Consider the following 24,426-nt stretch of genomic DNA (forward strand, 5'->3'; position numbering starts at 1 on the left):
CTGGCTTTAACAGATTACGCAATCAATAATAATTTAGTGATTCACAAAATCTTTCATTGTAATAAATTTAGCTTTAATTGGCTTAGCTTGTGGTGAGTCATAGCCATAAATATCACTACGCATTTGTAGGTGACCATCTTGATCAACCCATGCAGTTAAGTACACAAAATCAACATCAATACGCTTAGATAGGCTTACCACTTTATGTTGCTTGGTATCTAACATTGTCTTAAACGGTGCAATACTACTACGATTTTGATAATTAATTACATAATTAGCTAAATCATCAGCACGCTCAACACGTACACAACCAGAGCTTAAATCACGCTTATTACGGCTAAATAAACCATGAGCAGGCGTATCATGTAAGAAAATAGCATAATCATTTGGCATTAAGAATTTCACATTACCCAATGAGTTATGAGGACCAGGACCTTGCTGGAATTCATGAGGGAATGTTTTTGGATTTACTGTTGCCCAATCAATGCTACTTGGTGGAATAACAGTACGATCACGCCAGCTATTTAGAATTTGCATGTTATGTGCTTTCAAATAATCACGCGATATCTTCACTTTTGGAATAACATCGTTCTGTTTAATGGTGATTGGCACATTCCAATATGGATTCACAACCATGGTTGTAATCGCAGATGAGAACAAGTTTGTTGGGCGAGTATCACGACCGACGATAACTTTAGACTCAAATACTTTTTTACCGTTGTCGAACACTTCTAACTTGTAGTTCGGAATATTTACCCAGATATGTGCACGAGTATCATTATGACGGTTTAAAGCCGATAAACGTAACGTATTCAATGCAAGAACACGTGCGATATCACTATAAGGCATTACTAACTGTTTAACAGTACCAGCACCAATAACACCATCAACACTTAAGCCATGACGCTTTTGGAAAGTCTTAAGACTCTTAAACATTATACCTGTGTTTGTGACTGTTGGCTGAGCCAATAAGGTATCACGATCTGCAGCTGACATATCGCCAAGGTTATATAGAACCTGAACAATTTCATGTCCTTTTGGCAATACAGCGCCTTGACGATATACGCCTTTAAAATTTGATGCAACTAAATGATGCGACGCTAAATTTTCAAACTTCTGAATAACCTTTATCGTTGGCTCAAAATCAACATATGTAGGGCGGTACATTGTTAATTTAGCCATCGTCATTGGATATGCGTCATCCCCCTTCGCATATTCCAACATGCTATGGGTCATATTAACGGGTTTAGATAAGAATAAAACATTACGGTGTTGAGCAATGTAATTCTGAAATGCACGATAAACATAGTAAGTATCTGTCGCTAATAAATCATAGCCACGCAGATTACCGTCTTGTTCAAGTTGCTTCATTTCAGTTAAACGCTGTGCAATACCAGGGAGCATTTTACTATCAGCAAGTACTTGAAGTTGTAATGCTAACTCATTACGCAGTGCGACTGTATTCCAAAGTGGATAAAATTTATTTTGCGCATAAGCTTGTTCAATTTGCGGAGCGAAACACACATTACTGGTTGTATCACCACATAGCATTTTCGTGCTTTGCAAATGCAGGTTATTCAATGAAGACCAATCAACACTGCCAGCAGTTAACGGTGCTTTTCGTGTATCAGTAGGCATTTTAGGCAATACTGCACTAGAACCAACAATGGGCACATTATTATTTTGTGATACAGCTGCGACATTGTGTGGAACAGCAGAGCTTACCTCAGCAGCAAAAGCACTACCGGGTACCATCAGTGACAACACTAAAAGTTTGCTAACACGCTTAGCAACAACACGTTGAGGATTAAACATCGTCAAAGCGATCCTTACCTATAAAATAGAACGAAAAATACCATACCTAGCATTACAGCTTATCTTATTGATATGCAATGACGGCAATCCATAGTTCATAAAAAAAACTAACTAGGTATATTTAGACAAATTTTGACAAATGATACAATTCAAAAAATGAAACTTTAAAAATTAATTATGCCGCATCATAATTTTTTATTTAGAAATTGCACAAAAAACACAAATAACACACTGATTAAAAAGAACTTAAAATTTATTTTTTCATTTCAACACTAAAAAAACAGTTTTTTATTAAAAGTTTTATATAACGTAAAAAAATGGATTTTTCGCTTTTCTGCTTAATATTTGTTCGATAATTAAGCTGAATTGTTATTGTGTCGATACAACATTGCCCCTTCCATCGCCTTCTATTACCCAAAAAAGCAATTACCTTTCGTTATGGTTATTACAATTGCATAACCTCACCTTCACTTTGAGCTCAATTCAATATTGGCATCTATATTTAACCACACAAACATTGATTCACTATCATCACCACGGATTTCCTTTTTAGAAAAACACCATTCCTTCTTTTTCACTTCTGGAAAAAACAAACATACGCTAGATTAGCCACATAAAACCTATGGATATAAGAAGAACATAGCAATGACATCACAAAGCAAGATCAAAAACATCATTACTGATGCAACACTTAGTGCAAAACAAAAAACATTGTTCCTGTCATTAGAAGCTGAAGCTCTTGTAGATTACATGCCTATCTCTGATTCGGTGTTAGCTGCAAAAGAAGCTGGTATTATTTGTGATATGTTTGAAGGTAATGCCCCCTTTAAGCCACGTTATGTTCTTCCTGATTACGCCAAATTTTTACAACAAGGTTCAGAATACTTAGAGCTTGAACCAGCAACGAATTTAGATGAAGCCATCAACCTGCTGACTATTATTTATCATCATGTACCTTCTGTTACCAATATTCCCGTTTACCTTGGCCAACTTGATCAAATCTTACTGCCTTTTGTTAGTGACATCAGCGAAGACGCTCTTTACCGTAAACTGAAAAACTTTTGGATAATGTTAGATCGCACCCTTCCAGATGCGTTTATGCACGTTAATATTGGCCCAACAGACAACATTGTTTGTCGTATGATTTTGAAGATTGATGCTGAGCTTAAGCAAGTCGCACCAAATTTAACCTTTATGTACGACCCCACAACCACGCCAGATAGCCTGCTACAACAAGCATGTAATAATATCTGTGAGTGCAGTAAGCCACATATCGCTAACTATCCAATGTTCTCAGATGCTTTTGGCAAACAAGGATTCGGTATTGTAAGTTGCTATAACTCTCTTCCGCTTGCGGGTGGTGCAAATACACTTGTCCGGCTTAATTTAAAAGAAGTGGCATTGCAAAGTAATAGCATTGAAGATTTTTTAGCATCGACCTTGCCTCATTATTGTGTACTAATGTTTGAACTTATTGATGCGCGTTCAACATTCTTACATCAAGAATCAAACTTCTTTACTGGCTTCTTAACCACAGAAAGTTTGATTAATGAAGATCGTTTTGCCCCTATGTTTGGTATTTATGGCATGGCAGAAGCCGTTAATATTCTGATGGAGAAATCAGGCTCAACGGCACAATATGGTCATAATGAAGATGCTAATGCCATTGGGTTAAAAATCAGTGCAACATTAAGTGACATTGTAACAACAACCCCAGTAAAATACGGTTTTAATGGTCGAGCATTATTACACTCTCAAGGTGGTATTAGTTGTGATCACGAAGTCACACCCGGCATTCGTATTCCTTACGGTACTGAACCCGATCCTGTAATGCACATTAAGGCATTAGCCGCTCATCATAAATACTATACATCGGGTATCAGTGAAATTTTAACTCTTGAAGAAACCATTAAGAACAACCCACTCGCATTAATGCAACTATGTAAAGGTGCATTAGCGTTAGGTTTCCGTGAGTTTACAGCTAACGTTGCTAGCAATGATCTTGTCCGTGTCACGGGTTACATGGTTAAGTTGTCTGATATTGCGAAATTTAAACAACAAGGCTCACGCACAAATACAACCTGGTTAGGTACTGAAGCTTCTGAAAATACACATATTCTAGAGCGTCAACCTCGTGTCGTTAGTCGTGAAATGTCACCTGTTTACCCATCAAAATAAATAAAGAATACTTACTATGATTTCTGCTACCGTCAGCAAAATATTGAACTACTCATGTGTTGATGGGCCGGGTAATCGAATGGTGCTGTTTTTGCAGGGGTGTAACTACCGCTGCAAAAACTGCCATAATCCACAAACTATAGATATGTGTAATCAATGTGGTGATTGTGTACCAAATTGCCCAACGCAATCATTACAGCTCACCACACAAAACAATAAACCGTTTGTAGTATGGAATATGACAACTTGTACTGAGTGTGATGCATGCCTAACCACGTGTAATAAACAATCAACACCAAAAACACAGCAGTTAACAGTCACTGATACCTTGGCATTAATTAGAGATAATTTATTCTTTATTAATGGCATTACGGTAACGGGCGGTGAAGCAACATTACAATTACCGTATATAATTGCCCTTTTTAAAGCGATAAAATCCGATCCTAGCTTGCAACATCTTAGCTGTATGATCGACAGTAACGGGAGTTTAAGTATTACAGGGTGGCAATCAGTCTCCCCTTACCTTGATGGAGCGATGATTGATTTAAAAGCGTGGAATAACACCACTCACCGATGGTTAACTGGCCGTGATAATGACCGAGTATTGGCGAGTATTTGTTGGTTAAGTCAACATCAAAAATTATATGAGATACGCTTATTGCAGATTCCAAACGTCACCGATTACGAGCAATACATCGATGATATTGCAGGATATTTAGCAACATTAAATAATGACGTTCGTATCAAGCTTAATGCGTTTCAACATCATGGTGTCACAGGCGAATCATTAAATTGGACACCGTGTAGCCAAACCGATATTGAAACATTAGCAATGCAGCTAACCGAACGTAATATCACTAATCTAATACTGCCAACGGTTTATGTATAGCGACCAATTTTATGTCCAACGGTTGTAATTTGCTGGTACAGCCACCGTAACGCAGGATCGTTCATACTTGGCTGATACCACACTAAACTATAACCAACTTGGCCATAATTAAATGGCAATTCTTTCATGGTCAACGATTGTGCTTGCGCTGCCACTTCTGCCCACCTCTTTGAACACGTAAACAATAATTTAGTATTTTTACACAATGTCGCTGCTGCACCAAAATCAGCAACGTTGACCATAACTTTACGTTTTCTATGTTGCTGAATAAGCTGCATTTCAAAAAATGGTACACTGAGATCATTATCAACAATTCCAATATGATCATAATGTAAATAATCATCAATGGTCAGTGGTTGAGTCGCTAATGGGTGTTCATTAGACATTAAACACACCATTTCATCAGTAAATAAGGTTTCCCAAACTAAGTTATTATCGATATTTGGTGGCTGACTAAGATCATGAGGCAGAATAATAAAATCCAATACCCCTTTTGCTAGCCCACTAACACCAATATTATCTTTAGACCAAATATCTAATCGAATATTGGGTGCTAACTTTAATACTTGCTCACATAACGGTGCTGCAATTAACTCAAAAGTGCTTTCACGCATCGACAATGAAAAACTCCCCGCATAATGCGCAACATCAAATTGTTCTTGAGTCATGATTTGATTCATGTCATTGATCATTTGATGCACTGTCGGCCCTAAACGACGCGCTAATGGCGTTGAAACCAACCGATTACCATTACGATAAAATAGCTCATCATTTAATGTATCTCGAAGCTGAGTGAGCGTTTTACTAACGGAAGATGGACTAACACATAATCGATGAGCACACGCTGTCACACTGAGGGTATCTAACATAACGTGCAAGGTAATAAGGTGCTTCATGCTAATGCGTGATAGCTTAATTAAATCCATTTACTATCTCTTGAATATAAATAAAAAATGCCAGCCAACATTCATTGACTAGCATTTAAATAACAATCAGTTACAGCAAACACTGCGCTTAACGAATACCACTTAAAAATTCAGCACGGGTAGCAGGATTACGTTTAAAAATCCCGCCAAGTGCCGTCGTTGTCGTTACACTGGTTGCATCCATTACGCCGCGAGATTTAACACAGTAATGAGTTGCATCAATAGTCACGGCGACATCTTCACTTTCAAGTAGTGTTTGTAGTGCTACTAAAATTTGTTGCGTTAAACGCTCTTGCACTTGTGGGCGCTGAGAAAAGAAACGCACAATACGGTTAATCTTTGATAAACCAATAATTTTTCCACGTGGAATATAAGCAACTGTCGCTTTACCATCGATGGTAATTAAATGGTGCTCACAAGTACTGGTTAATGTAATGTCTTTTACTCGCACCATTTCATCACAGTTCATTTTATTTTCAATCACTGTGATTTTAGGGAAATTGGTGTAATCCAAACCTGAAAAAATTTCATCGACATACATTTTTGCAATACGGTGCGGTGTTTCAACCAAGCTATCATCCGTAAGATCTAACGCTAGTAGTGAAAGGATCTCACGCATATGGTATTCAATTTTTTCTTTCTTTTCTTCTCGACTTACAACATCAGCCGTCATCGGGGTTTCTAGATCACGGGCGGCTAAGGCGTCACGTACTTGTACTGCAGATACACTTAATGCTGTCATTCTTTTCCTCCAGCTGACCTAGGTAGAATAAAAAAGACATACCCTTCTGACCTTGCCAGCGCTAAAATCCTTAGCAGAATACCTCCAAATGAGAATAATTTCACCACCAAATTACCTACGAATACCTACTTCAAGCGTATTTTAGTATATTCAATCCCTTACAGCGGTAGTCAATAAAGGGTAAACTACTCATAAACTAGCAATCTGAACAATACTTAGTAAGAAACAGAGTAAAACATACAACCTCAAACTGAGAATTTTTCAGACCTGCTCACTTTCATTATCACGAATAAATAAAATGGATACGATTATGGGATGCTGCGACGTACCAGGTTTAATGACTGTTGAAACTGCGTTAAATAATATTCTAACTCAAGTTTCACCACTAACGACAATCACCACTGTAGCATTAACTGATGCTATGGGTATGGTGCTTGCTGAAGATATTCTATCGCCAATCAATGTACCGCCTTTTGCTAACTCAGCAATGGATGGCTATGCCCTTCGTGCCGCGGATCTTGAGCATACTGATACTTTAACCATGATTGGTAAGTCATTTGCAGGGATCCCATTTACTGGCACTTGTGAAGCAGGTCAATGTGTTCGTATTATGACAGGCGCTGAAATTCCAGCAGGCACTGATGTTGTTATCATGCAAGAAGAAACACATGTTGATGGCAATAGCATTCAGTTTACGATCAAGCCAAAAGCAAACGACAACATTCGCCCTGTTGGTGATGATGTTCATTTAGGTGAAACAGTATTAGTAAAAGGCACTCGCTTAACTGCACGTGAAATGCCACTGCTCGCATCATTAGGTATTGCTTCTTTTGCTGTATACCGTCGTCCTAAAGTGGCCTTTTTCTCAACTGGTGATGAATTACGCCCTGTCGGTGAAGCATTAGCAGCGGGTCAGATTTACGATAGCAACCGTTATGGTATGAAGGCTTTATTAGAGAAGTTTGGTTGTGATGTATTAGATCTTGGTATTATTCCTGACTGCCCAGAGAAACTACGTCAAGCCTTTGTAACCGCATCAACAGACGCCGATGTGGTAATTACCTCTGGCGGTGTAAGTGTCGGTGAAGCCGATTACACCAAAGACATTTTAGACCAAGAAGGCAAAATTGGTTTTTGGAAAATTGCCATGAAACCGGGCAAACCATTTGCATTTGGTACGATTAACAATGCATGGTTCTGTGGCCTTCCTGGCAACCCAGTATCTGCAATGCTGACCTTATATCAATTAGTACAACCAATGCTGGCAAAACTAGCGGGTCATAGCCAATATCAACCCCCTGTTCGTTTACAAGCTAAAGCAACTTCAATGTTTAAGAAGCGCCCAGGCCGTACTGACTTCCAACGTGGTATCTATAGCATTAATAATGGTCAATTTGAAGTAACAACAACTGGCAACCAAGGCTCTGGCGCGTTCAGTTCAATGCACCACGCTAACTGCTTTGTGGTATTAGAACAAGATCGTGGCCGAGTTGAGGCGGGCGAACTCGTTACTATTGAAATGTTTAACCACACCATGTACTAATTTGTCGTTAATATACGAATAAACAGCTAATAACGGTAATTTCACTTATGACAACAGAACAACACACCAGTGCTGAATTATCAGATGCAGAAATGCTACGCTATAACCGCCAAATTATTCTGCGCCAATTTGACTTTGAAGGCCAAGAAGCATTAAAAGCCGCTTCAATGTTAATCTTAGGTGCCGGCGGTTTAGGTTGTGCCTCATCACAATACCTTGCGGCTGCTGGCGTGGGTAAGATCACCCTTATTGATGACGATAAAGTTGAAGTTTCTAATTTACAGCGCCAAGTTTTGCATACAGATGCGACGGTCGGTATGCTTAAAGTTGAATCAGCAAAACAAGCATTAACGGCAATAAACCCTTATTTAACCGTTAAGACAATTGCAAAACGTTTAACTGATGACGAATTATTACCACTCATAAAACAACATGATTTAGTGTTGGATTGCTGTGATAACGTTGATACACGTAATCAATTAAATCGCTTATGCTTTGAGACTAAAACACCCTTAGTTTCAGGGGCTGCTATTCGCATGGAAGGCCAAATAAGTGTTTATAACTACCATGATGGTGAACCTTGCTACCAGTGCTTAAGCGCCCTCTTTGGTCAACAAGCATTAACCTGTGTTGAAGCTGGCATTATGTCACCCGTTGTTGGTATTGTTGGCGCTGTACAAGCCATGGAAGCAATTAAGGTTGCCACCAATGTTGGCACGCCATTAACGGGCAAGATCTTGATGCTCGATGCTATGAGCATGAGTTGGCGCGAAATGAAATTGATGAAGCAACCAAACTGCTCTGTGTGTAGCTAATCAAATAGCGTCAAATAGCGAAGTAATGATGATGAAACGTATTACCCTGTTTACTCAGAAAAACTGTGCGCATTGTAAAGATGCTCAGCAGTATATGAAAACAAAAGGTTATCCTTTTCGTTTAGTCGATGTAGCAAGTCCACAAGGCAGAAAAGAATTAAGCCGAACAGGCGCTCGCTCTGTCCCTGTCATTAAAGTTGGGGATAGCGTGCTTATGGGTTGGAATATGACTAAGTTCGAAAAGCTATTGCACGACAACGATTAATATAGCCATAACAAAAATGCATAAAAAAACCGACATTATTTACTATTTCTAGTTAAACGTCGGTTTTTTTTATGTTCACTAATATCGAAATTAGTGGTGATTAATCGTTATCATTCAGACGAATACCGTCTTTTTCGATCACAATTAAGCCTTTTTTGTATAAACCACCAATCGTTTTCTTAAACGTTGCTTTACTGGTACGGAATACACGGAAAATATCTTCAGGGCTTGATTTATCACTTACTGGAATAAAGCCACCTTTGATCTCTAAAGACGTAAGGATCTTATCCGCTAAATCGTCAACTTTGCCTAAGCCTACTTTTTGTAGTGATAAGTTAATTTTGCCATCTGGACGAATTTCTTGAATATACGCTTTTAGTTGCTTACCAATAAATAGTTTACCAAAGGCTTCTGTTTTAAAGAACAAACCCCAATGCTCACCATTAATTACCGCTTTGTAGCCAAGTTCTGTCGTTTCAGCGATAACAACTTGTACTTCTTGGCCTACTTTGTAGTTTGCAGGTGTTTTATCAAGAAAACGGTTGAACTTAGTAGAGCCAACAATACGACCTGATGCACGATCCGTGTAAACACGAACCATCACTTCTTCGCCTTCTTCTAAGCGACGACGTTGCTCACTAAATGGAATCAGTAGGTCTTTACGTAAACCCCAATCAGCAAATGCGCCAATTGTCGTTGCACCTACAATACGTAATTTAGCAAAACCACCCACTTCAACTAATGGTTCATCAGTCGTTGCAATGACTTCATCTTCAGAGTCAAAGTAAATGAAAACTTTAAGCTTGTCGCCGAGCTTAGTACCTGCTGGCACTGTGTTCTTTGGTAACAAGATATTACCGAAATCATCACCACCATTTAGGAACACACCAAAATCTACCAATTTGATAACTTCTAGAGTGTTGTATTGTCCAATTTTAATCATGTATCAGGTACTCTCTTTATAGGCAACAACACGCTTACAGTGCAGTTGGTTCAATATCTTTATCAATCAATTTTTTTGCCGCAATAATTAATTCACTATCGCTGACTAGGCAATACGTTATAATGAACGGGTTGCGCTTATGATATCGGCATTATACGTGATGTTGCGACCCTTCGCCCAACCTATCTGCAATTATTTGATGTTTTTTCATTCTATTAGCATCAATAATTGCGATTTATAAATAATGGACAAAAAAATATTCTCATATACTCTCAATGACAACCAATTTATGCCATTTAGCATTTGCCTAGGAGGGCTAATTAAAAGTGATTACTGTCGATAAAAAAGATGGGCATAAACTCAAAATATCTCATGTGATTCAAGAAACAACTAATCGACAGCTTGATATGTACATCTTTATCCCAGGAGAGCTGGGTTTAAATGCCAATATCATCTCTGAAGAAGAGTTTTATCACAATGCCATTCATGGCAAACGGACTTATTTCAGTGATATAAACCATCTGCCTTTAGTGCATAGTCGCCTTGCAAGTCGAGGCAAGTTATCTATTGAACAATATCGTTTAAGTTTAAGCCTCTATGCCTACCAATATGCATTAGCCTTGGAAAAAACAACCCAGCAATTATTAGGCGATAGTAGTGAGTCTAAACAAGAAGAAATTGAAGAAGCGGCACAATTGGCTGTTCGAATTTTAAAACGATTACGTCGCAACATTCCAACAGATAAAAAGCTGCTCAAATATTACGAGAATATTGATAATTATTTATCTTGGTTTACAGAACAACGGCTTCTACAAATCATCGCCCATCTACCCCGTGGAGCTGAGTACAATGAAATTAAGCCACAGCTATTAGAAATCTGTCAAAAGGAATCCCAACACCGAACTGATAACAATTATAACTCAGTCAGGGCGATGCAAGATCCAACACGTATGTCGAATAAAATGCGTTTATTACGCCGTTTAATTGAATACCCTGTCACCATGAATGAAAAAACCATCGAGCTCGGTAAAAATACCCGTAAGATTGTAACGGGTGCTGCCGCGGGTATTGTGATGATTTTTGTTACTTTAATATTAATAAAAGCACGTGGTATGTTGGGTGATATTACCGCTTCTTTCATTGTTGTACTGTCATTCATTTATGCCGCACGTGAAGTGTTTAAAGATGACTTAAAAACCATGTTATGGCGATGGATGAGAAAAGGTAAAGCACGGTGGAAGAAGCAATTTTTTGATGCTAATACAGGTAATGTTATTGGACAACAACTTGAATGGTTAGAGTTTATAAACTACGACAGTTTACCCGAAATTATTCGAAAAACCCGTAAGCATAATGTCTCTCACCGTGAAGAAACCATTTTGCATTACAAAAGTACCACCAGAATGTCACCCACAAAGTTTTTAAGTGGTTACGAGCAAACGCGTGAATCTATTATTCTTGATATGCGAGCGGTGGCGACATTAATGGAAAAAGGTTCACAACGTCTTTACCAACTTAAAGATGGCCAAGTAACCAAAGAATCGGTAGAGAAAAGACATCTAATTAACTTGATCACCAAAGAAACCGACGAAGATAAAACAGTACGTATTCAACGGTGGAAGATCATTATGAGTCGTTCAAAAATTGTTGATATTGAGGCCATCATTACTCCAGAGCCTAAAAAATCAAAACCTAAACAAACACTCAATATAAAGAACTAACCTACAAAAATGCCCTCATCTTGAGGGCATTTTTATCAGTTATGCATTCTATTCAAATCTTAGTTAGAACGTACACATAACGGTAATTCAGCACCTTTTTTCGTTAAACCAAATTGCCAGACATTAAGATCACGGCAACGAAATGCTCCTGCGCATGACAATAAATAATAACGCCACATACGATAGAATTTCTCACCGTATTGCTCTGATATTTTAGGCCAATTCTGTTCAAACTTATCGTTCCATGCGACTAATGTTTTATCATAATCAGGGCCGATATTTTGCACATCTTCAATATTAAAATAATCTTCTGCAGCAGAGCCAATCTGCGTCATTGATGGCACAACACCGTTTGGAAAAATATATTTGTTTATCCACGCGTCTGTTTCTGTTTTAGAGTTTGGGCTACCAATGGTATGTAATAAAAAGATTCCATCATCAGCAAGATAACGGTAAGCAGCGTTGAAATAATCAGGATAATTATCAGGACCTACATGTTCCATCATTCCAATAGAAACCACCCGATCATAAGGCTGCTCTGGCTCATGTAAACGATAATCTTTAAGGATGAATTTCACAGGAAGGTTTAAATCATCAGCACGTTGTTGACCTAATGCGGCTTGTTCTTTGGACAGCGTTAAACCATCACAAATAACCCCGTAATGTTCTGCAGCATAATTCATAAAACTGCCCCAACCACAACCAATATCCAATAAGCGCATACCTGGTTTAAGCCCCATTTTACGGCATACCAAGTCAAGTTTAGCCTCTTGAGCACTATCAAGATCGATTGCATCTTTCCAATACCCACAGGTATATGTCATTCGCTTATCAAGCATTGACTCAAATAAGTCATTACCTAAATCATAATGGAAAGGTACATCCTTAGTAACTCGATCAATACTTTGATGATTAAAAAGGTGTTTTACTTTTGATGCGCCAATTTTTAAACCAACAGCAAGTTTAGTTGATAAATCCAGCTTTTCATCAATACGAGCATGTAAAACGCGATTAATCATTTCATCAATCGCATTACAGCTCCACCAGCCATCCATATAGCTTTCACCAAAGCCTAATGAACCATCCGTTAATACTCGATCATATAATCGTTCATCATGAACTTGCAGATCCCAAGGGCGAGATCCATTAATAATAATATCAGCATGGGATAATAGATTTTGGAAAAATTTTTCATTTGTCATCGCGAATATTCCTTATATAACAATTTGTATGACAAATTGCCTTTAAATAAGGTTAGCGACAAGATGAATTCTTGAAAAATAAGATTTAATAAATTATCAGATGCATTATTTAAATCTAAAATTACAAAAAATATTAGCAGTCAAATCCTATAAAATAATTCCACATATAGAGAAGTGCGTTATTTATAATATATTTTCAATGAACATCATATGAATGGTTAATAAATACATGCTTATTTTGTTTTTTATTAAAAGAGCTATCAATTTTATAAAAAATAAACTCTGACATGATTATAACTAATGCCCCTACTTTTCATCCCTTGTTTATTTATCATAACTCGATAAGCTTAAATAACGCCCTTTTAGCTTTAGGTATGCCCATGAAAACATTATCGACACTGACATTTGCTAATAGCTATTGTGATCTTCCTGATAATTTAGGGACACGGGTTACTCCACAGCCTTTAGATAACCCTTTTCTAGTGCATTTTAATCCACTTGTAGCAGAAAAACTTGAGCTAGCTTCCATTACCGCACTTGAGCCAACCTTTGTTGATGTATTTAGCGGTAAAGCAACATTGGCAGGATTATCACCTTTAGCAATGAAATATTGTGGGCACCAATTTGGGCAATATAATCCCGATCTTGGTGATGGACGTGGACTTCTACTTGGTGAAGTCATTACCAGTGCTGGCGCTAAGTGGGATTTACATCTAAAAGGCTCAGGCAAAACACCTTATTCTAGAATGGGAGATGGACGTGCGGTTTTACGCTCATCTATTCGTGAATACCTTGCCAGTGCCGCAATGGAAGGTCTAGGTATTGCAACAACACATGCTTTAGCCATTATAGGTAGCGAAACATCGGTTGTACGAGAAAAAATAGAAACAGCCGCCACACTGATTCGAGTTGCAGAAAGTCATCTTCGTTTTGGGCATTTTGAATACTTATTTTATAGTAACCAACATACCGAACTACAACACTTAGCGGATTATGTAATTGAACACCATTTTTCTGAATTAACCACTGCAAGCTCCCCTTATGCCGAAATGTTTAAACAGATCTGTCATCGCACTGCAACAATGATAGCAGCTTGGCAAGCAGTAGGATTTGCACATGGCGTCATGAATACTGACAATATGTCGATACTCGGACTAACATTTGATTATGGTCCATTTGGTTTTCTTGACGATTATGACCCTCATTATATTTGTAATCATTCAGATTATTCTGGCCGTTATGCTTTTGATCAACAACCTGCCATAGCCTTATGGAACTTATCGGCTTTAGGTTACGCCCTAACGCCACTTTTAGAAAAAAACGCTATAGATCATGGTTTAGAGCATTACCAACACCAGTTACAGCAGCAATATAGCCATAACATGCGTCAAAAATTAGGATTAACATTAACTGACGATGTCGACAGCGTCTTATTTTCAGATCTATTTCAATTGTTACAGCACCATCATGTTGATTACACTTTATTCTTTCGAACATTGTCATATATTACGGTGACAGACTTACCTCATAGCAATCCTTTGTTCAGTGAATTATTCCAATGCACTTCAGATCTTAAAAAGTGGCTAGATCGTTATCAGCAACGGGTGCGACTTGAACCTAATGATAGCCAACGTTTAGCTATTATGCAGCAACACAACCCTAAGTATATTTTACGTAATTACCTTGCCCAACAAGCCATTGAAAAAGCACAACAAGGTGATTATAAACTCATAGATCAATTAATGACGGTATTAGCCCGCCCCTTTGATGAGCATGAAGACGCAGAAATATTAGCTCAACTGCCGCCACATTGGGGTAAGCATCTTGAAATCAGTTGTTCATCATAATAACGCCAACAGTTAAATTTATGCATAAAAAAACCTCACTTCAACAATAACATGAAGTGAGGTTTTATTTTTGACATTAACTCATTAAGTACTTAGGTACTTAGGTACTCTTATAAATAATAATATTTTATTGCTTTCAAATTGCTGTCTAATTCATAGACTAGCGGTACTCCAGTAGGAATTTCTATCTGTGTTATTTCATCATCAGCAATATCACTAAGATGTTTCATTAACGCCCGTAAACTGTTGCCATGAGCAGCAATAAGAATATCAGCTCCGCTGTTTATTTTAGGAACAATTTCCTCGTTCCAAAATGGTATAACACGTTCATAAGTGTCTTTCAGTGATTCGCCAACAGGTAATTCGTCAATAGTAAGATTTGCATATCGCTTATCGTTACCTGGGTAATAGTAACTGGTTTTATCAACGGCTGGTGGTCGTGTATCATAGCTTCTACGCCACGTAAACACTTGTTCATCACCAAATTTTTCTGCTGTTTCAGCCTTATTTAAGCCTTGCAAATTACCATAATGGCGTTCATTTAATTGCCAACAATGATCAACAGGCAACCATAATAAATCAAGCTCTTCTAAAACAATTGATAACGTTTTTATTGCACGGTTCAGCATTGAAGTATAACAAAAATCAAATTTAAAATTATTTTCTATTAATTTTTTACCTGCTATATGTGCTTCTGCTTCACCTTGTTCTGTTAATGGTATATTAGCCCAACCTGTAAAACGGTTCTCTTTATTCCACTGACTTTGACCATGACGGATTAAAACAATTCGAGTATTTTTCATAGCAACCTCTATATTTTTATTTTTGATATTAAGATCGGCGCTAATTACTGTTATTGGGATATATATATTAATAATCTTATTAATAGTAATTAAAAATAAAAAAACCTAGTATGAAACAACAATAAATAGTAAACAATTATTACCTTATCACGCTTTCATATGCTTCATTAGGTCATGATATTTATTAATAACGGGTTCTTAAATGCTAAATCTTATTGATAATCATTCTTATCTATACCAAAAAAGATACCACTCTCGTTTCATCATGGCAATAGCGCCAATACTGGTAAATTCCGTAGCAAGAGCTAAAAACAGAATAAATAAGAATAGCTACCCATTGATCAATATCAAAAGTAACAATAAGAATATGATTTTAAATGAATAATAATATTTTGGAGGTAAATGAAAAATAGATAATGCAATACAAAATTTATAGCTATTGTTGCAATAGCTAAAACCAATTAAACGTCTTAACATACTGATGCTAAGACGTTTAATTTATAAAAGTTAAGCAATACGCATTAACCCTTGCGCAAGATCATCAAGCAAATCGTCACAATCTTCTAATCCTATATGAACGCGTACCAATGTACCCTCGAAATCAACCTTACCCGCAGGGCGAATACGATTAAGTTCTTCAGGTTGATTGGCTAAAATAAGAGATTCATAGCCCCCCCATGAATACGCCATACTGAAATGTTTAAAATTATCTAAAAAATCCGCAATCTGATGACTATCAAGACGTTTTTTTAACACAAAAGAGAATAAACCACAGCTACCATTAAAATCACGTAGGAAAAATTCGTGCCCCTTACAGCTAGGTAACGCGGGATGGTTAACTCGTTCAACTTGAGGGTGTTGTGCTAACCACTCTGCAATTTTAATACTACTTTCATGGTGTTGCTTTAAACGCACTCCCATCGTACGTAAGCCACGGGCTGCGACATAAGCAGTGTCAGCGTCCACCATTTGCCCCATCAGATATGATCGTTCTTGCAATTGATCCCAGCAACGGCTATTTGCAACAGCAGTACCTAACATCGCATCAGAATGGCCCACAATATATTTGGTGCCCGCTTGAACAGAGATGTCTACATCATGATCAAGTGCTTTAAATAACACTCCAGCAGCCCATGTATTATCAACAATGATCACCGCTTCAGGGTTAATCGCCCTAACCGCTTTAACAATAGCCGGAATATCTTGCACTTCCATGGTGATTGAACTTGGTGACTCTAAAAATACCACTTTAGTATTGGGCTGTACTTTACCCGCAATACCAGCGCCAATGAGAGGATTATAATATGTAGTATCAACATTAAGCCCTTTTAATACCACATTGCAGAAATCTTGAGTTGGTTCATAAGCCGCGCCCGTCATTAACAAATGATCGCCCGCTTTTACAAATGCTAAAATTGAATTCGCTACAGCTGCCGCGCCACAAGGATAAAGATAACACCCAGCACCACCTTCTATTTCAACCATCGCTTGTTGTAATGAGAAATGAGTTAATGTGCCTCGACGACCATAAAACAATTCACCATTAGCACGATTGATCGTGGCTTGCTTTTTATCTGCGACAGAATCAAACACTAATGAAGATGCTCGTTGAATAACACTATTCACCGCTCCTAACCCAAATTTCTTCGATCTTCCTGCCGTAATCAGCTGAGTATTTATTTTATGACTAGACATGTTACTCCCTCAATGTGTCGTCAGTATGTTATTGAATATTCATTGTATAGCATGAATAACCGTATCTAACTAGAAACTAAAAGTTATTAATTACTACTCTTCGATCATCACAACAGAACTTTAATAATGTATATTGTTCATATTCTATATTGATGGTCATAATCCAATGAAAAAAATATATCATCTAATCCTGCTCACCATACTATTTTCTAGCCATGCTTTCGCTGAAAGTAATATCTGGTTAAATAGCAACAGTAAAAGCATTACGCCAAATGCAATAATAAAAAACAATCAAGTTTGGTTACCGACTAATGAAACTCAAACACCAAACTTTGTTATTTTTCATCAAATGGATAAAAATAAGATCATTCAAGCATTAACGAATAACCAAGGTGTTGTGATCCTTAAAAACAACCATCTTTGGATTAATGAAACGAGCACTCAACCTCCATTTGCAATCTTGCGTAGTGGTAATCAAATTTGGTTACAAGATAATCATAGCACCGTTGCCAATGCAGTAATTAAACCTGATGGAACCTTATGGTTATCAACCAATAACAGTACAATTGCGAATGCTTATATTGAAGGCAATAATCAACGTCAAGATGGTTTCATTGTCGCTGCACTATTGTTATCTCAACAATTAGGCTAGTGTAATTGGTCGTTTTTCCTTAAAATACGCTATCGCAACATGTAATCACGTAAAAGAGAACAAAAATGATTAATAATGAACTAAGTGTTATCGATAGCCTTGAAGAACTAGAAGCTTTTCTGCTTTCAGTTGAAAACGGCGGTCTAGGTTTACAGGGTGTCGAAGGTATCGGTATGGCAACTAACAATACTGATGGTCGTCACTTTGTTGCTGTTTTTAATAACCAACATCAGCTTATTTATGGGCGTTGGGTGAGCGATGCTGTATTTGAAAACGGTAAAGAATTAGTGAGCAAAGGCCCCCGCCGCACACATTAATTGATACGATTATCTCTCTTTGATATACAAAAACGCTTGCTCAATAATGGCAGGCGTTTTTATCAATAAAAAAAACCAATATACAATGGTTTGCAATTTTATAAGTTAATAGACTATTATCAGACAATAATATAGAAATATATTCATCTTATAAATATCGTTATCCGTTTTAATATTAAATACATTATTTTTTACCACTACGGCAAGATAACGCCAAACATCACTTATAGAAATATTAAGGACATTATCATGCCATTATCCTCTTACAAACCATTATTACCTTTGGTGATGATGGGTAGTGCTCTTATCATTAGTTTTAACGTTAATGCTCAAGGTCTGCAATGCAATAGCCCAGCTTCTGCAATAGAAAAAACGATCTGCGCTTCCTCAGCATTAACCAAAATGAATAACCAACTTGAGCAAGCGTATACACAATTAAAAAAAAAACAGTCCCCTGTTGATCAAGTGGTAACAACAAATACGCAAAATCAATGGCATGAACATATAAAAAAACAATGCAACCAACAAAAATATATGGAAGGTTGTATTCAACTTAATATTCAACGCCAATTATATGATATAAAGCATAATGCAACAGCATTAATGACAGTAAGTAAAAAGTGGCAACGTTTAAATGGGTCATTACGAGAATATGCAAATAGCGTAAAAAATAATACTCAACAATGCTCAGGTATTACCCGTCGCCCTCCTAAAAATGTGACTCAATTAATTCCAAGTCAATACGTTTACGCTAAATCTTTGGTTAATGCTCAATGTGATACCGTAGTGAGAACATTCGTTGGATGCAGTGCACTTAAAAATAACCGTTGCAGTAACTGGCAGCTCAAGCTCGTTGCTTCTGATGCAAAAAATCAACATCCATATATTATTGGTACATTAGCCACCACTAGTAGAACAGGTAATAGTAGTGCTATCTTTATTCCTTATAAATTTAGTCCTAATGGTAAAAACATCATTCTAAAAGCGATGATGAGACCATCTGGTGCCGGTGGTGGTAATATTAATTATGGCTATGACGTACTTATTCATAATGATAAACAACAACTATCAACAACTACACAACATTATTTAGCACCGGCTAATGCAGATTTCTATGCTAATGGTACCCGCGTTGCCTATTTAGAGAACTCCCCCTTATTACCTAACTACCCCCAACCAGGCGGTGGTTCTAATAACGGAAAACTAGTCATTAAAAATGTAAACACAGATCAAGTGTTAATGACGAAAGAGCACTCTGATACCAGCTATGCGATTAAAAATATCAACATAGCAAGTCACACAATGACAATCACTACAACCCAACATAGTTTTGGTAGTCAGTGCCCAAGAACAGAAGATTCTCTTAACTGTAGTACTCGCACTACGACCCAAGAAAAAATAACATTACCTTAATTGCCATAACTGTATTAGACATAAAAAAACCGCATATTTGAAATAAATATGCGGTTTAAATTTAATAACTTAATTAGATAATGAATTTATTACGACGCTTGTAAATCAGCGTACTGATCAAGATCGGCAATAGTAACAGCCGTAATAAAGTTACCATCTAAATAAAAATTAACGGCATCACCTGCTTTTTCTCCACGTAATAATGTTGTTGTGCCATTATTGTGAGAAACCTGCATTTCTAAACTATTATCATCAAGCTGTTTAAACGTCGCCGCTTCAATATCACTTTGTTGAACACTAGCCAAAGGAACCGTGGTTAAAGAACGATCTAACATACTATTCAGTTTGATATATGTTTTTACTTTCATATCTGCAACGGCTGGTGATTTACCCGTAATTGGATTCTTACCCGTCCAAAACTCAATTGAGTTAAAGATAAATAAATCAGCAGCAGCTGCAATACCATATACAGGACTTAAGAGTACATATAATCCAGCACGCCCATAACGGTTATCAACAGCAGATAAGTTAGCTTTAGTCACGACCTTTGATACACCCATTTGACCAATACAGCCTGTAAGTGTTGTAGCCAATACTGTAATTACTACTGCTTTAAGTACAAATTTTTTCATTTAAAACCAACTCCGAACGTATAACTTGATGAGATCAAAAACGAGCGGATTATAGGGTTTTGAACATTGATTACGAGCAAATAAGTAATAACAAATGTTTCATTTGAAACAGCATTGTCACACTTTATAAATTCACTAATTATGCTTCATTATCACTATTTGAGAATCTAATAATTATTTTATAAAAAAAATAAAAAAATGAACTAATTATTTAATCAAAGTGATAATAAATTCAAAATAGCTATTAGATATACATAAGTTTCCCTCACTAAATTATATTCCAATAAAGAATTAATCAATACTTAATAGCACTTTTAATAGGTGTCCTATTTTTAATACAAAAACAATTTTTAGCTATTATTTTATTTAAAAAAAACAGAAGCATATTGTAGAATACACAAATGTTCTGCTAGCTAATAACTTTAAAATGAATATAAAAATTCTTAGGCTTAGATATTCATTAAAACTGTCACAAAGTGATATGGCCTTGGCTTTAGGCATTTCTAGAAGTACCTTAGTTAGAATTGAACGTGGTGATATATCACCTAAAGCAGATATTATAAAAAAACTATCCGTTTTATCAGGAAAGAACATCAGTTATTTTTATCACACGAAAGATAGACATATAGAAAAAATTCAAAATATTCTCATTGAGAAAAACGTTAGTAATGATATTTTATCATTATTAATCAAACAAATAGAAGAAGAGCTCATTAGCGACAGTTTATGATAGAAAGACATTATGATAAAAGCGTAGTTTCTGTAAAAATAATGCGAAACTTCATACAACAAAAAATATTAAATGATGATTTATCAGATATAGAACAACTTCTCGATCTATACTATTTAAAAATTAAAGAATTATCATCACTTATTGATTTAACATCTGGAGATGCCAACTAATTTACATGCATAACAATATAAAAACGGCTCGAATAGTATCAAAAATATCACAATTAGAAATGTCGGAACTGCTAAATATTTCAAGACAATCCTACATTGATATTGAAAATGGAACCCGAGTGCCACGGTCCGATATCTTATTTAATATATCTTTAATAACTAAAAAAAATATCACCTTCTTTTATAATGAGTGTCATCCAAACCAACTAGATACACTTATCTTTTTATTCCAAGGAAAAACAGATATAGAAAAAGCACACTATATTGAATTACTAGAGTTACTCATCGAACAAAACAAAAATAATCCTTTGTCTTAATGGCCAAAAATGAACAGCATTGCTACTCGAAAAGCACAAATTAAAAATGCGATTGCAACAGATAAAATACAACCGTTTATACAACCAATAGTTAATATAAACAAAAAGTTAGTTGGATTTGAAGTACTTGCTCGATGGATTGTATCTGAACACGAAATTCAATTACCCGTGAAATTTATCCCAATAATAAAAGATGATCAACCACTGTCTGAAAGTTTAACCATTAGTTTATTACAACAGCTCATTAAGCATTTTACAGTACATCAAAATAAGGAATTATTTCTATCTATAAATATTTATAGTCATAGTTTAACTATATCTATAATTAATCTATTAACAGAATTAAATGTTTTTATTAATATTGTTATTGAAATATTAGAAAACGACGACATTAGTAATGCTAATGACTTTAAAATAATACTACATTATTTGAAAATCAAAGGTATAAAAATAGCACTTGATGATTTTGGTTGTGGTAATAATATCAATGATAGATTATTTGACTACCCTTTTGATTACGTCAAAATTGATAAAATGTTTATCAGAAATATTGATAATGACGTTCAAAAACGAGAGTCCTTGCAGTCAATGATACAATTAATACATTACTTTAATTTACCGATCATCGCTGAAGGTGTAGAAAATGAACATGTTTTTAAAATATTAGCAACATTAGATATAGAAATGTATCAAGGATATCTATTTTCCAAAGCTGTACCTCTAACTGATACGCAATATCAACAACCACTGTTAATAAATAGTAATTTAGAAAACAAATGACACTTTATTAATTACGGTGCTTTACTCTACTAAAATAGTATAATTAACAACAAAGCACCGCTAATCTTAAATACAATCTGACACACATAAAATTCCCCAAAGGCATATTGTGAGCATTTTATTTTACAGTAGCAACATCACGATCTGGTGTGCACAACATTGATTATGCATAATATATAAATAAAATCTTTAGATACTATAACCAAAAAATGAGAATCACACTTAATGGAATAATATAGCATCGCTAACACACAAAATGACCTCTATTCTATGCTTTCAGTGATCATTCTTAAGTAAGCCTTAAGTTACGCTCAAGATAATAGCAGCATTCGTTATTTGACACAGAGTAAACAATGCGCAATATTTTCCACTTAAAAATGACAACTTTTATAGTATGGTTATCCCTTTATTTTTCATTATGTTTTAACTTTCCGACATTAGAAAAGATTTTCTCATTAAGTAATACAGTCTCTAATCCTGTATTTCCTTATACTGCGCCTATTGTTTTAACTGCTGCTTTTATCATCATTTTCAGCTGCTTATGTTGGCCATATATTTTTAAAGCCATCATGATTTTTTTAGTTATAACATCATCAATGGCTTTATTTGCTGAAGTCAATTACCACACCTTATTTGATAATGCAGTTATCGAAAGCATCTTCCAAACACGTTCAGATGAAGCACTATCGTATGTTAATTTGCACTCGATAACCTATATTATCGTATTTGGTTTACTACCCAGTATTTGGATCGCTTGTGTAAAAATCACTAAGCGTGAAAGTATTTTTAAAGAAATTATTGCTCGAATTATACTTATTGGCATTGCAACAACAGCACTGCTAATTATTGCTCTGACTAACTATAAAAGTTATGCCGCGGTTGGTCGTAATAATCATTATTTAAACCGTATGATCATTCCTGGTCATGTATACGCGGGCGGAAAATACTTATACAAAGAGTTTATTTACAAACCTCTACCCTACAAAAAACAAGGCTTAGATGCAAAACTACTGCCAACTAAAAACCACAAACCAACCTTATTTGTTATGGTGTTAGGCGAAACCGCACGTACTTATGATTACGCTTACAACGGCTATAAACGAGATACTAATCCTTACACTAAAAACGAAGGCATTATTTCATTTAAAAATGTTGAATCTTGCGGTACTTATACAGCACTATCTGTTCCTTGCATGTTCTCTAATTTAACGCGTGCTCACTACAATCAAGATCGCGCTTACAGCCAAGATAATGCCGTTGATATTATCCATCGCGCTGGCGCTGAAGTATTATGGATTGATAATGATGGTGGTTCAAAAGGCGTTGCAGCGAGAGTACCGTATGTAGCAACTGACACGTCACAACACAATCAATACTGTGATGGAACAAGTTGTTACGATGGCGTAATGCTAAAGAAAGCCGCTGATTTTATTAATAAAGACGATAAGAACAAATTATTAGTCTTACACTTAATTGGTAGCCATGGTCCAACGTATTTCCAACGTTATCCAAAACAGTTTGATCGATTCAAACCGTCTTGTAACCGTAGTGATATTGAAAACTGTACTGACCAAGAAATTAAAAACGTTTATGACAATACTATTCTCTACACCGACTATGTCGATGAACAAGTGATTAAATTATTGAAGAAAAACGAAGCTAAATACAATGTAGCAATGCTATATATGTCAGACCATGGTGAATCACTTGGGGAAAATGGATTCTATTTACACGGAGCACCTTTTCCAATCGCACCGAAAGAACAAAAACATGTACCATGGTTATTATGGATCCCAACTCAATATGCTCAACAAAAAGGCATTAATCTTAGTTGCTTAAGAAATAAAGAGGATATTGGTCATCTATCACATGACAATTTGTTCCATAGTCTATTAGGGCTTTATGGCGTCCAATCTAAAGTGATCAACCCCGCACTTGATATTAGCGCAAGCTGTAGAGTTCCATCTTAATCAACTAAGATAACATTATGATTTAATGTATACTTATACATCTCGTATAGGTATACAT

At 36.2% G+C, this 24,426-nt stretch carries 22 protein-coding genes; 14 read left to right on the forward strand and 8 right to left on the reverse strand.

Annotation, left to right across the window (positions count from 1 at the left end):
* Positions 1–33: 33 nt before the first annotated feature.
* Positions 34–1,815, reverse strand: a complete 1,782-nt coding sequence (locus ACJZU6_RS09600) for a murein L,D-transpeptidase (RefSeq protein WP_408900166.1) — start codon at positions 1,813–1,815, stop codon at positions 34–36.
* Positions 1,816–2,460: 645 nt separating this feature from the next.
* Between ACJZU6_RS09600 and ACJZU6_RS09605 the strand changes: the two genes are divergently transcribed.
* The gene (locus ACJZU6_RS09605) at positions 2,461–3,993 is read left to right on the forward strand and encodes a YjjI family glycine radical enzyme (RefSeq protein WP_408900167.1); all 1,533 of its coding nucleotides are present in this window, start codon (positions 2,461–2,463) and stop codon (positions 3,991–3,993) included.
* A 16-nt stretch (positions 3,994–4,009) separates the two neighbouring features.
* Positions 4,010–4,882: a YjjW family glycine radical enzyme activase gene (locus ACJZU6_RS09610; protein ID WP_107275813.1), complete on the forward strand. Its 873-nt coding sequence runs from the start codon at positions 4,010–4,012 to the stop codon at positions 4,880–4,882.
* On the opposite strand, the gene ACJZU6_RS09615 is transcribed toward ACJZU6_RS09610, so the two are convergent.
* Both ACJZU6_RS09615 and folE read right to left on the reverse strand, forming a co-directional pair.
* Positions 4,873–5,808, reverse strand: coding sequence for a LysR family transcriptional regulator (locus tag ACJZU6_RS09615; protein ID WP_107275812.1), 936 nt, complete (start codon positions 5,806–5,808; stop codon positions 4,873–4,875). The two genes, ACJZU6_RS09610 and ACJZU6_RS09615, sit on opposite strands and share 10 nt — an antisense overlap.
* Before the next feature lie 88 nt (positions 5,809–5,896).
* Positions 5,897–6,550, reverse strand: a complete 654-nt coding sequence (folE, locus tag ACJZU6_RS09620; protein WP_080157315.1) for a GTP cyclohydrolase I FolE — start codon at positions 6,548–6,550, stop codon at positions 5,897–5,899.
* Positions 6,551–6,860: 310 nt separating this feature from the next.
* Here folE and moeA point away from each other — a divergent pair, with 310 nt between their 5' ends.
* From moeA to ACJZU6_RS09635, 3 genes are read left to right on the forward strand one after another with little or no spacing between them, the layout of a single operon-like run.
* The gene (gene moeA, locus ACJZU6_RS09625) at positions 6,861–8,093 is read left to right on the forward strand and encodes a molybdopterin molybdotransferase MoeA (RefSeq protein ID WP_408900937.1); all 1,233 of its coding nucleotides are present in this window, start codon (positions 6,861–6,863) and stop codon (positions 8,091–8,093) included.
* A 47-nt stretch (positions 8,094–8,140) separates the two neighbouring features.
* Entirely contained in the window at positions 8,141–8,908 is a 768-nt protein-coding gene (gene moeB, locus ACJZU6_RS09630) for a molybdopterin-synthase adenylyltransferase MoeB (protein WP_408900168.1), read from the forward strand.
* 25 nt (positions 8,909–8,933) lie between these two features.
* Complete coding sequence (locus ACJZU6_RS09635) at positions 8,934–9,173, forward strand: glutaredoxin family protein (protein ID WP_369925039.1); 240 nt, start codon at positions 8,934–8,936, stop codon at positions 9,171–9,173.
* Positions 9,174–9,273: 100 nt separating this feature from the next.
* Here the strand turns inward: ACJZU6_RS09635 and ACJZU6_RS09640 are convergent, their stop codons facing one another.
* On the reverse strand, positions 9,274–10,116 hold the full coding sequence (locus tag ACJZU6_RS09640; RefSeq protein ID WP_080157312.1) for a S1 RNA-binding domain-containing protein: 843 nt from the start codon (positions 10,114–10,116) through the stop codon (positions 9,274–9,276).
* A gap of 326 nt (positions 10,117–10,442) precedes the next feature.
* Between ACJZU6_RS09640 and ACJZU6_RS09645 the strand changes: the two genes are divergently transcribed.
* A complete protein-coding gene (locus ACJZU6_RS09645; RefSeq protein ID WP_080157311.1) occupies positions 10,443–11,837 on the forward strand; it encodes a hypothetical protein in 1,395 nt (464 codons plus the stop codon).
* Between the two features lie 59 nt (positions 11,838–11,896).
* Here ACJZU6_RS09645 and cfa read toward each other — a convergent pair whose 3' ends face one another.
* A complete protein-coding gene (gene cfa / locus ACJZU6_RS09650; protein ID WP_107275810.1) occupies positions 11,897–13,039 on the reverse strand; it encodes a cyclopropane fatty acyl phospholipid synthase in 1,143 nt (380 codons plus the stop codon).
* 380 nt (positions 13,040–13,419) lie between these two features.
* On the opposite strand from cfa, the gene ACJZU6_RS09655 reads away from it, so the two are divergent.
* A complete protein-coding gene (locus ACJZU6_RS09655; protein ID WP_408900169.1) occupies positions 13,420–14,886 on the forward strand; it encodes a protein adenylyltransferase SelO in 1,467 nt (488 codons plus the stop codon).
* A 110-nt stretch (positions 14,887–14,996) separates the two neighbouring features.
* On the opposite strand, the gene gpmA is transcribed toward ACJZU6_RS09655, so the two are convergent.
* Both gpmA and metC read right to left on the reverse strand, forming a co-directional pair.
* Positions 14,997–15,689, reverse strand: coding sequence for a 2,3-diphosphoglycerate-dependent phosphoglycerate mutase (gene gpmA / locus ACJZU6_RS09660; RefSeq protein WP_107275808.1), 693 nt, complete (start codon positions 15,687–15,689; stop codon positions 14,997–14,999).
* A gap of 507 nt (positions 15,690–16,196) precedes the next feature.
* Positions 16,197–17,384 carry a cystathionine beta-lyase gene (metC, locus tag ACJZU6_RS09665; RefSeq protein ID WP_408900170.1) on the reverse strand — a complete coding sequence of 396 codons (1,188 nt, stop codon included), beginning with the start codon at positions 17,382–17,384 and terminating at the stop codon, positions 16,197–16,199.
* 166 nt (positions 17,385–17,550) lie between these two features.
* Between metC and ACJZU6_RS09670 the strand changes: the two genes are divergently transcribed.
* The 3 genes from ACJZU6_RS09670 (at position 17,551) to ACJZU6_RS09680 (ending at position 19,766) form a co-directional block, all read left to right on the forward strand.
* On the forward strand, positions 17,551–18,036 hold the full coding sequence (locus tag ACJZU6_RS09670) for a hypothetical protein (protein ID WP_327768850.1): 486 nt from the start codon (positions 17,551–17,553) through the stop codon (positions 18,034–18,036).
* Between the two features lie 68 nt (positions 18,037–18,104).
* Positions 18,105–18,353, forward strand: coding sequence for a hypothetical protein (locus ACJZU6_RS09675; protein ID WP_080157766.1), 249 nt, complete (start codon positions 18,105–18,107; stop codon positions 18,351–18,353).
* A gap of 249 nt (positions 18,354–18,602) precedes the next feature.
* Positions 18,603–19,766, forward strand: coding sequence for a hypothetical protein (locus ACJZU6_RS09680; RefSeq protein WP_408900171.1), 1,164 nt, complete (start codon positions 18,603–18,605; stop codon positions 19,764–19,766).
* An 89-nt stretch (positions 19,767–19,855) separates the two neighbouring features.
* Here the strand turns inward: ACJZU6_RS09680 and ACJZU6_RS09685 are convergent, their stop codons facing one another.
* Entirely contained in the window at positions 19,856–20,398 is a 543-nt protein-coding gene (locus ACJZU6_RS09685) for a DUF3332 domain-containing protein (RefSeq protein ID WP_080157300.1), read from the reverse strand.
* A gap of 427 nt (positions 20,399–20,825) precedes the next feature.
* Between ACJZU6_RS09685 and ACJZU6_RS09690 the strand changes: the two genes are divergently transcribed.
* The 4 genes from ACJZU6_RS09690 (at position 20,826) to ACJZU6_RS09705 (ending at position 24,368) form a co-directional block, all read left to right on the forward strand.
* On the forward strand, positions 20,826–21,128 hold the full coding sequence (locus ACJZU6_RS09690; RefSeq protein ID WP_408900172.1) for a helix-turn-helix domain-containing protein: 303 nt from the start codon (positions 20,826–20,828) through the stop codon (positions 21,126–21,128).
* A gap of 178 nt (positions 21,129–21,306) precedes the next feature.
* Positions 21,307–21,618, forward strand: a complete 312-nt coding sequence (locus ACJZU6_RS09695; RefSeq protein WP_080157297.1) for a helix-turn-helix transcriptional regulator — start codon at positions 21,307–21,309, stop codon at positions 21,616–21,618.
* Between the two features lie 9 nt (positions 21,619–21,627).
* Complete coding sequence (locus ACJZU6_RS09700) at positions 21,628–22,398, forward strand: EAL domain-containing protein (protein ID WP_408900173.1); 771 nt, start codon at positions 21,628–21,630, stop codon at positions 22,396–22,398.
* Positions 22,399–22,775: 377 nt separating this feature from the next.
* A complete protein-coding gene (locus tag ACJZU6_RS09705; protein WP_080157765.1) occupies positions 22,776–24,368 on the forward strand; it encodes a phosphoethanolamine transferase in 1,593 nt (530 codons plus the stop codon).
* Positions 24,369–24,426: the final 58 nt, after the last annotated feature.

It is taken from the genome of Photobacterium piscicola (assembly GCF_046058925.1).
GTDB lineage: Bacteria > Pseudomonadota > Gammaproteobacteria > Enterobacterales > Vibrionaceae > Photobacterium > Photobacterium piscicola.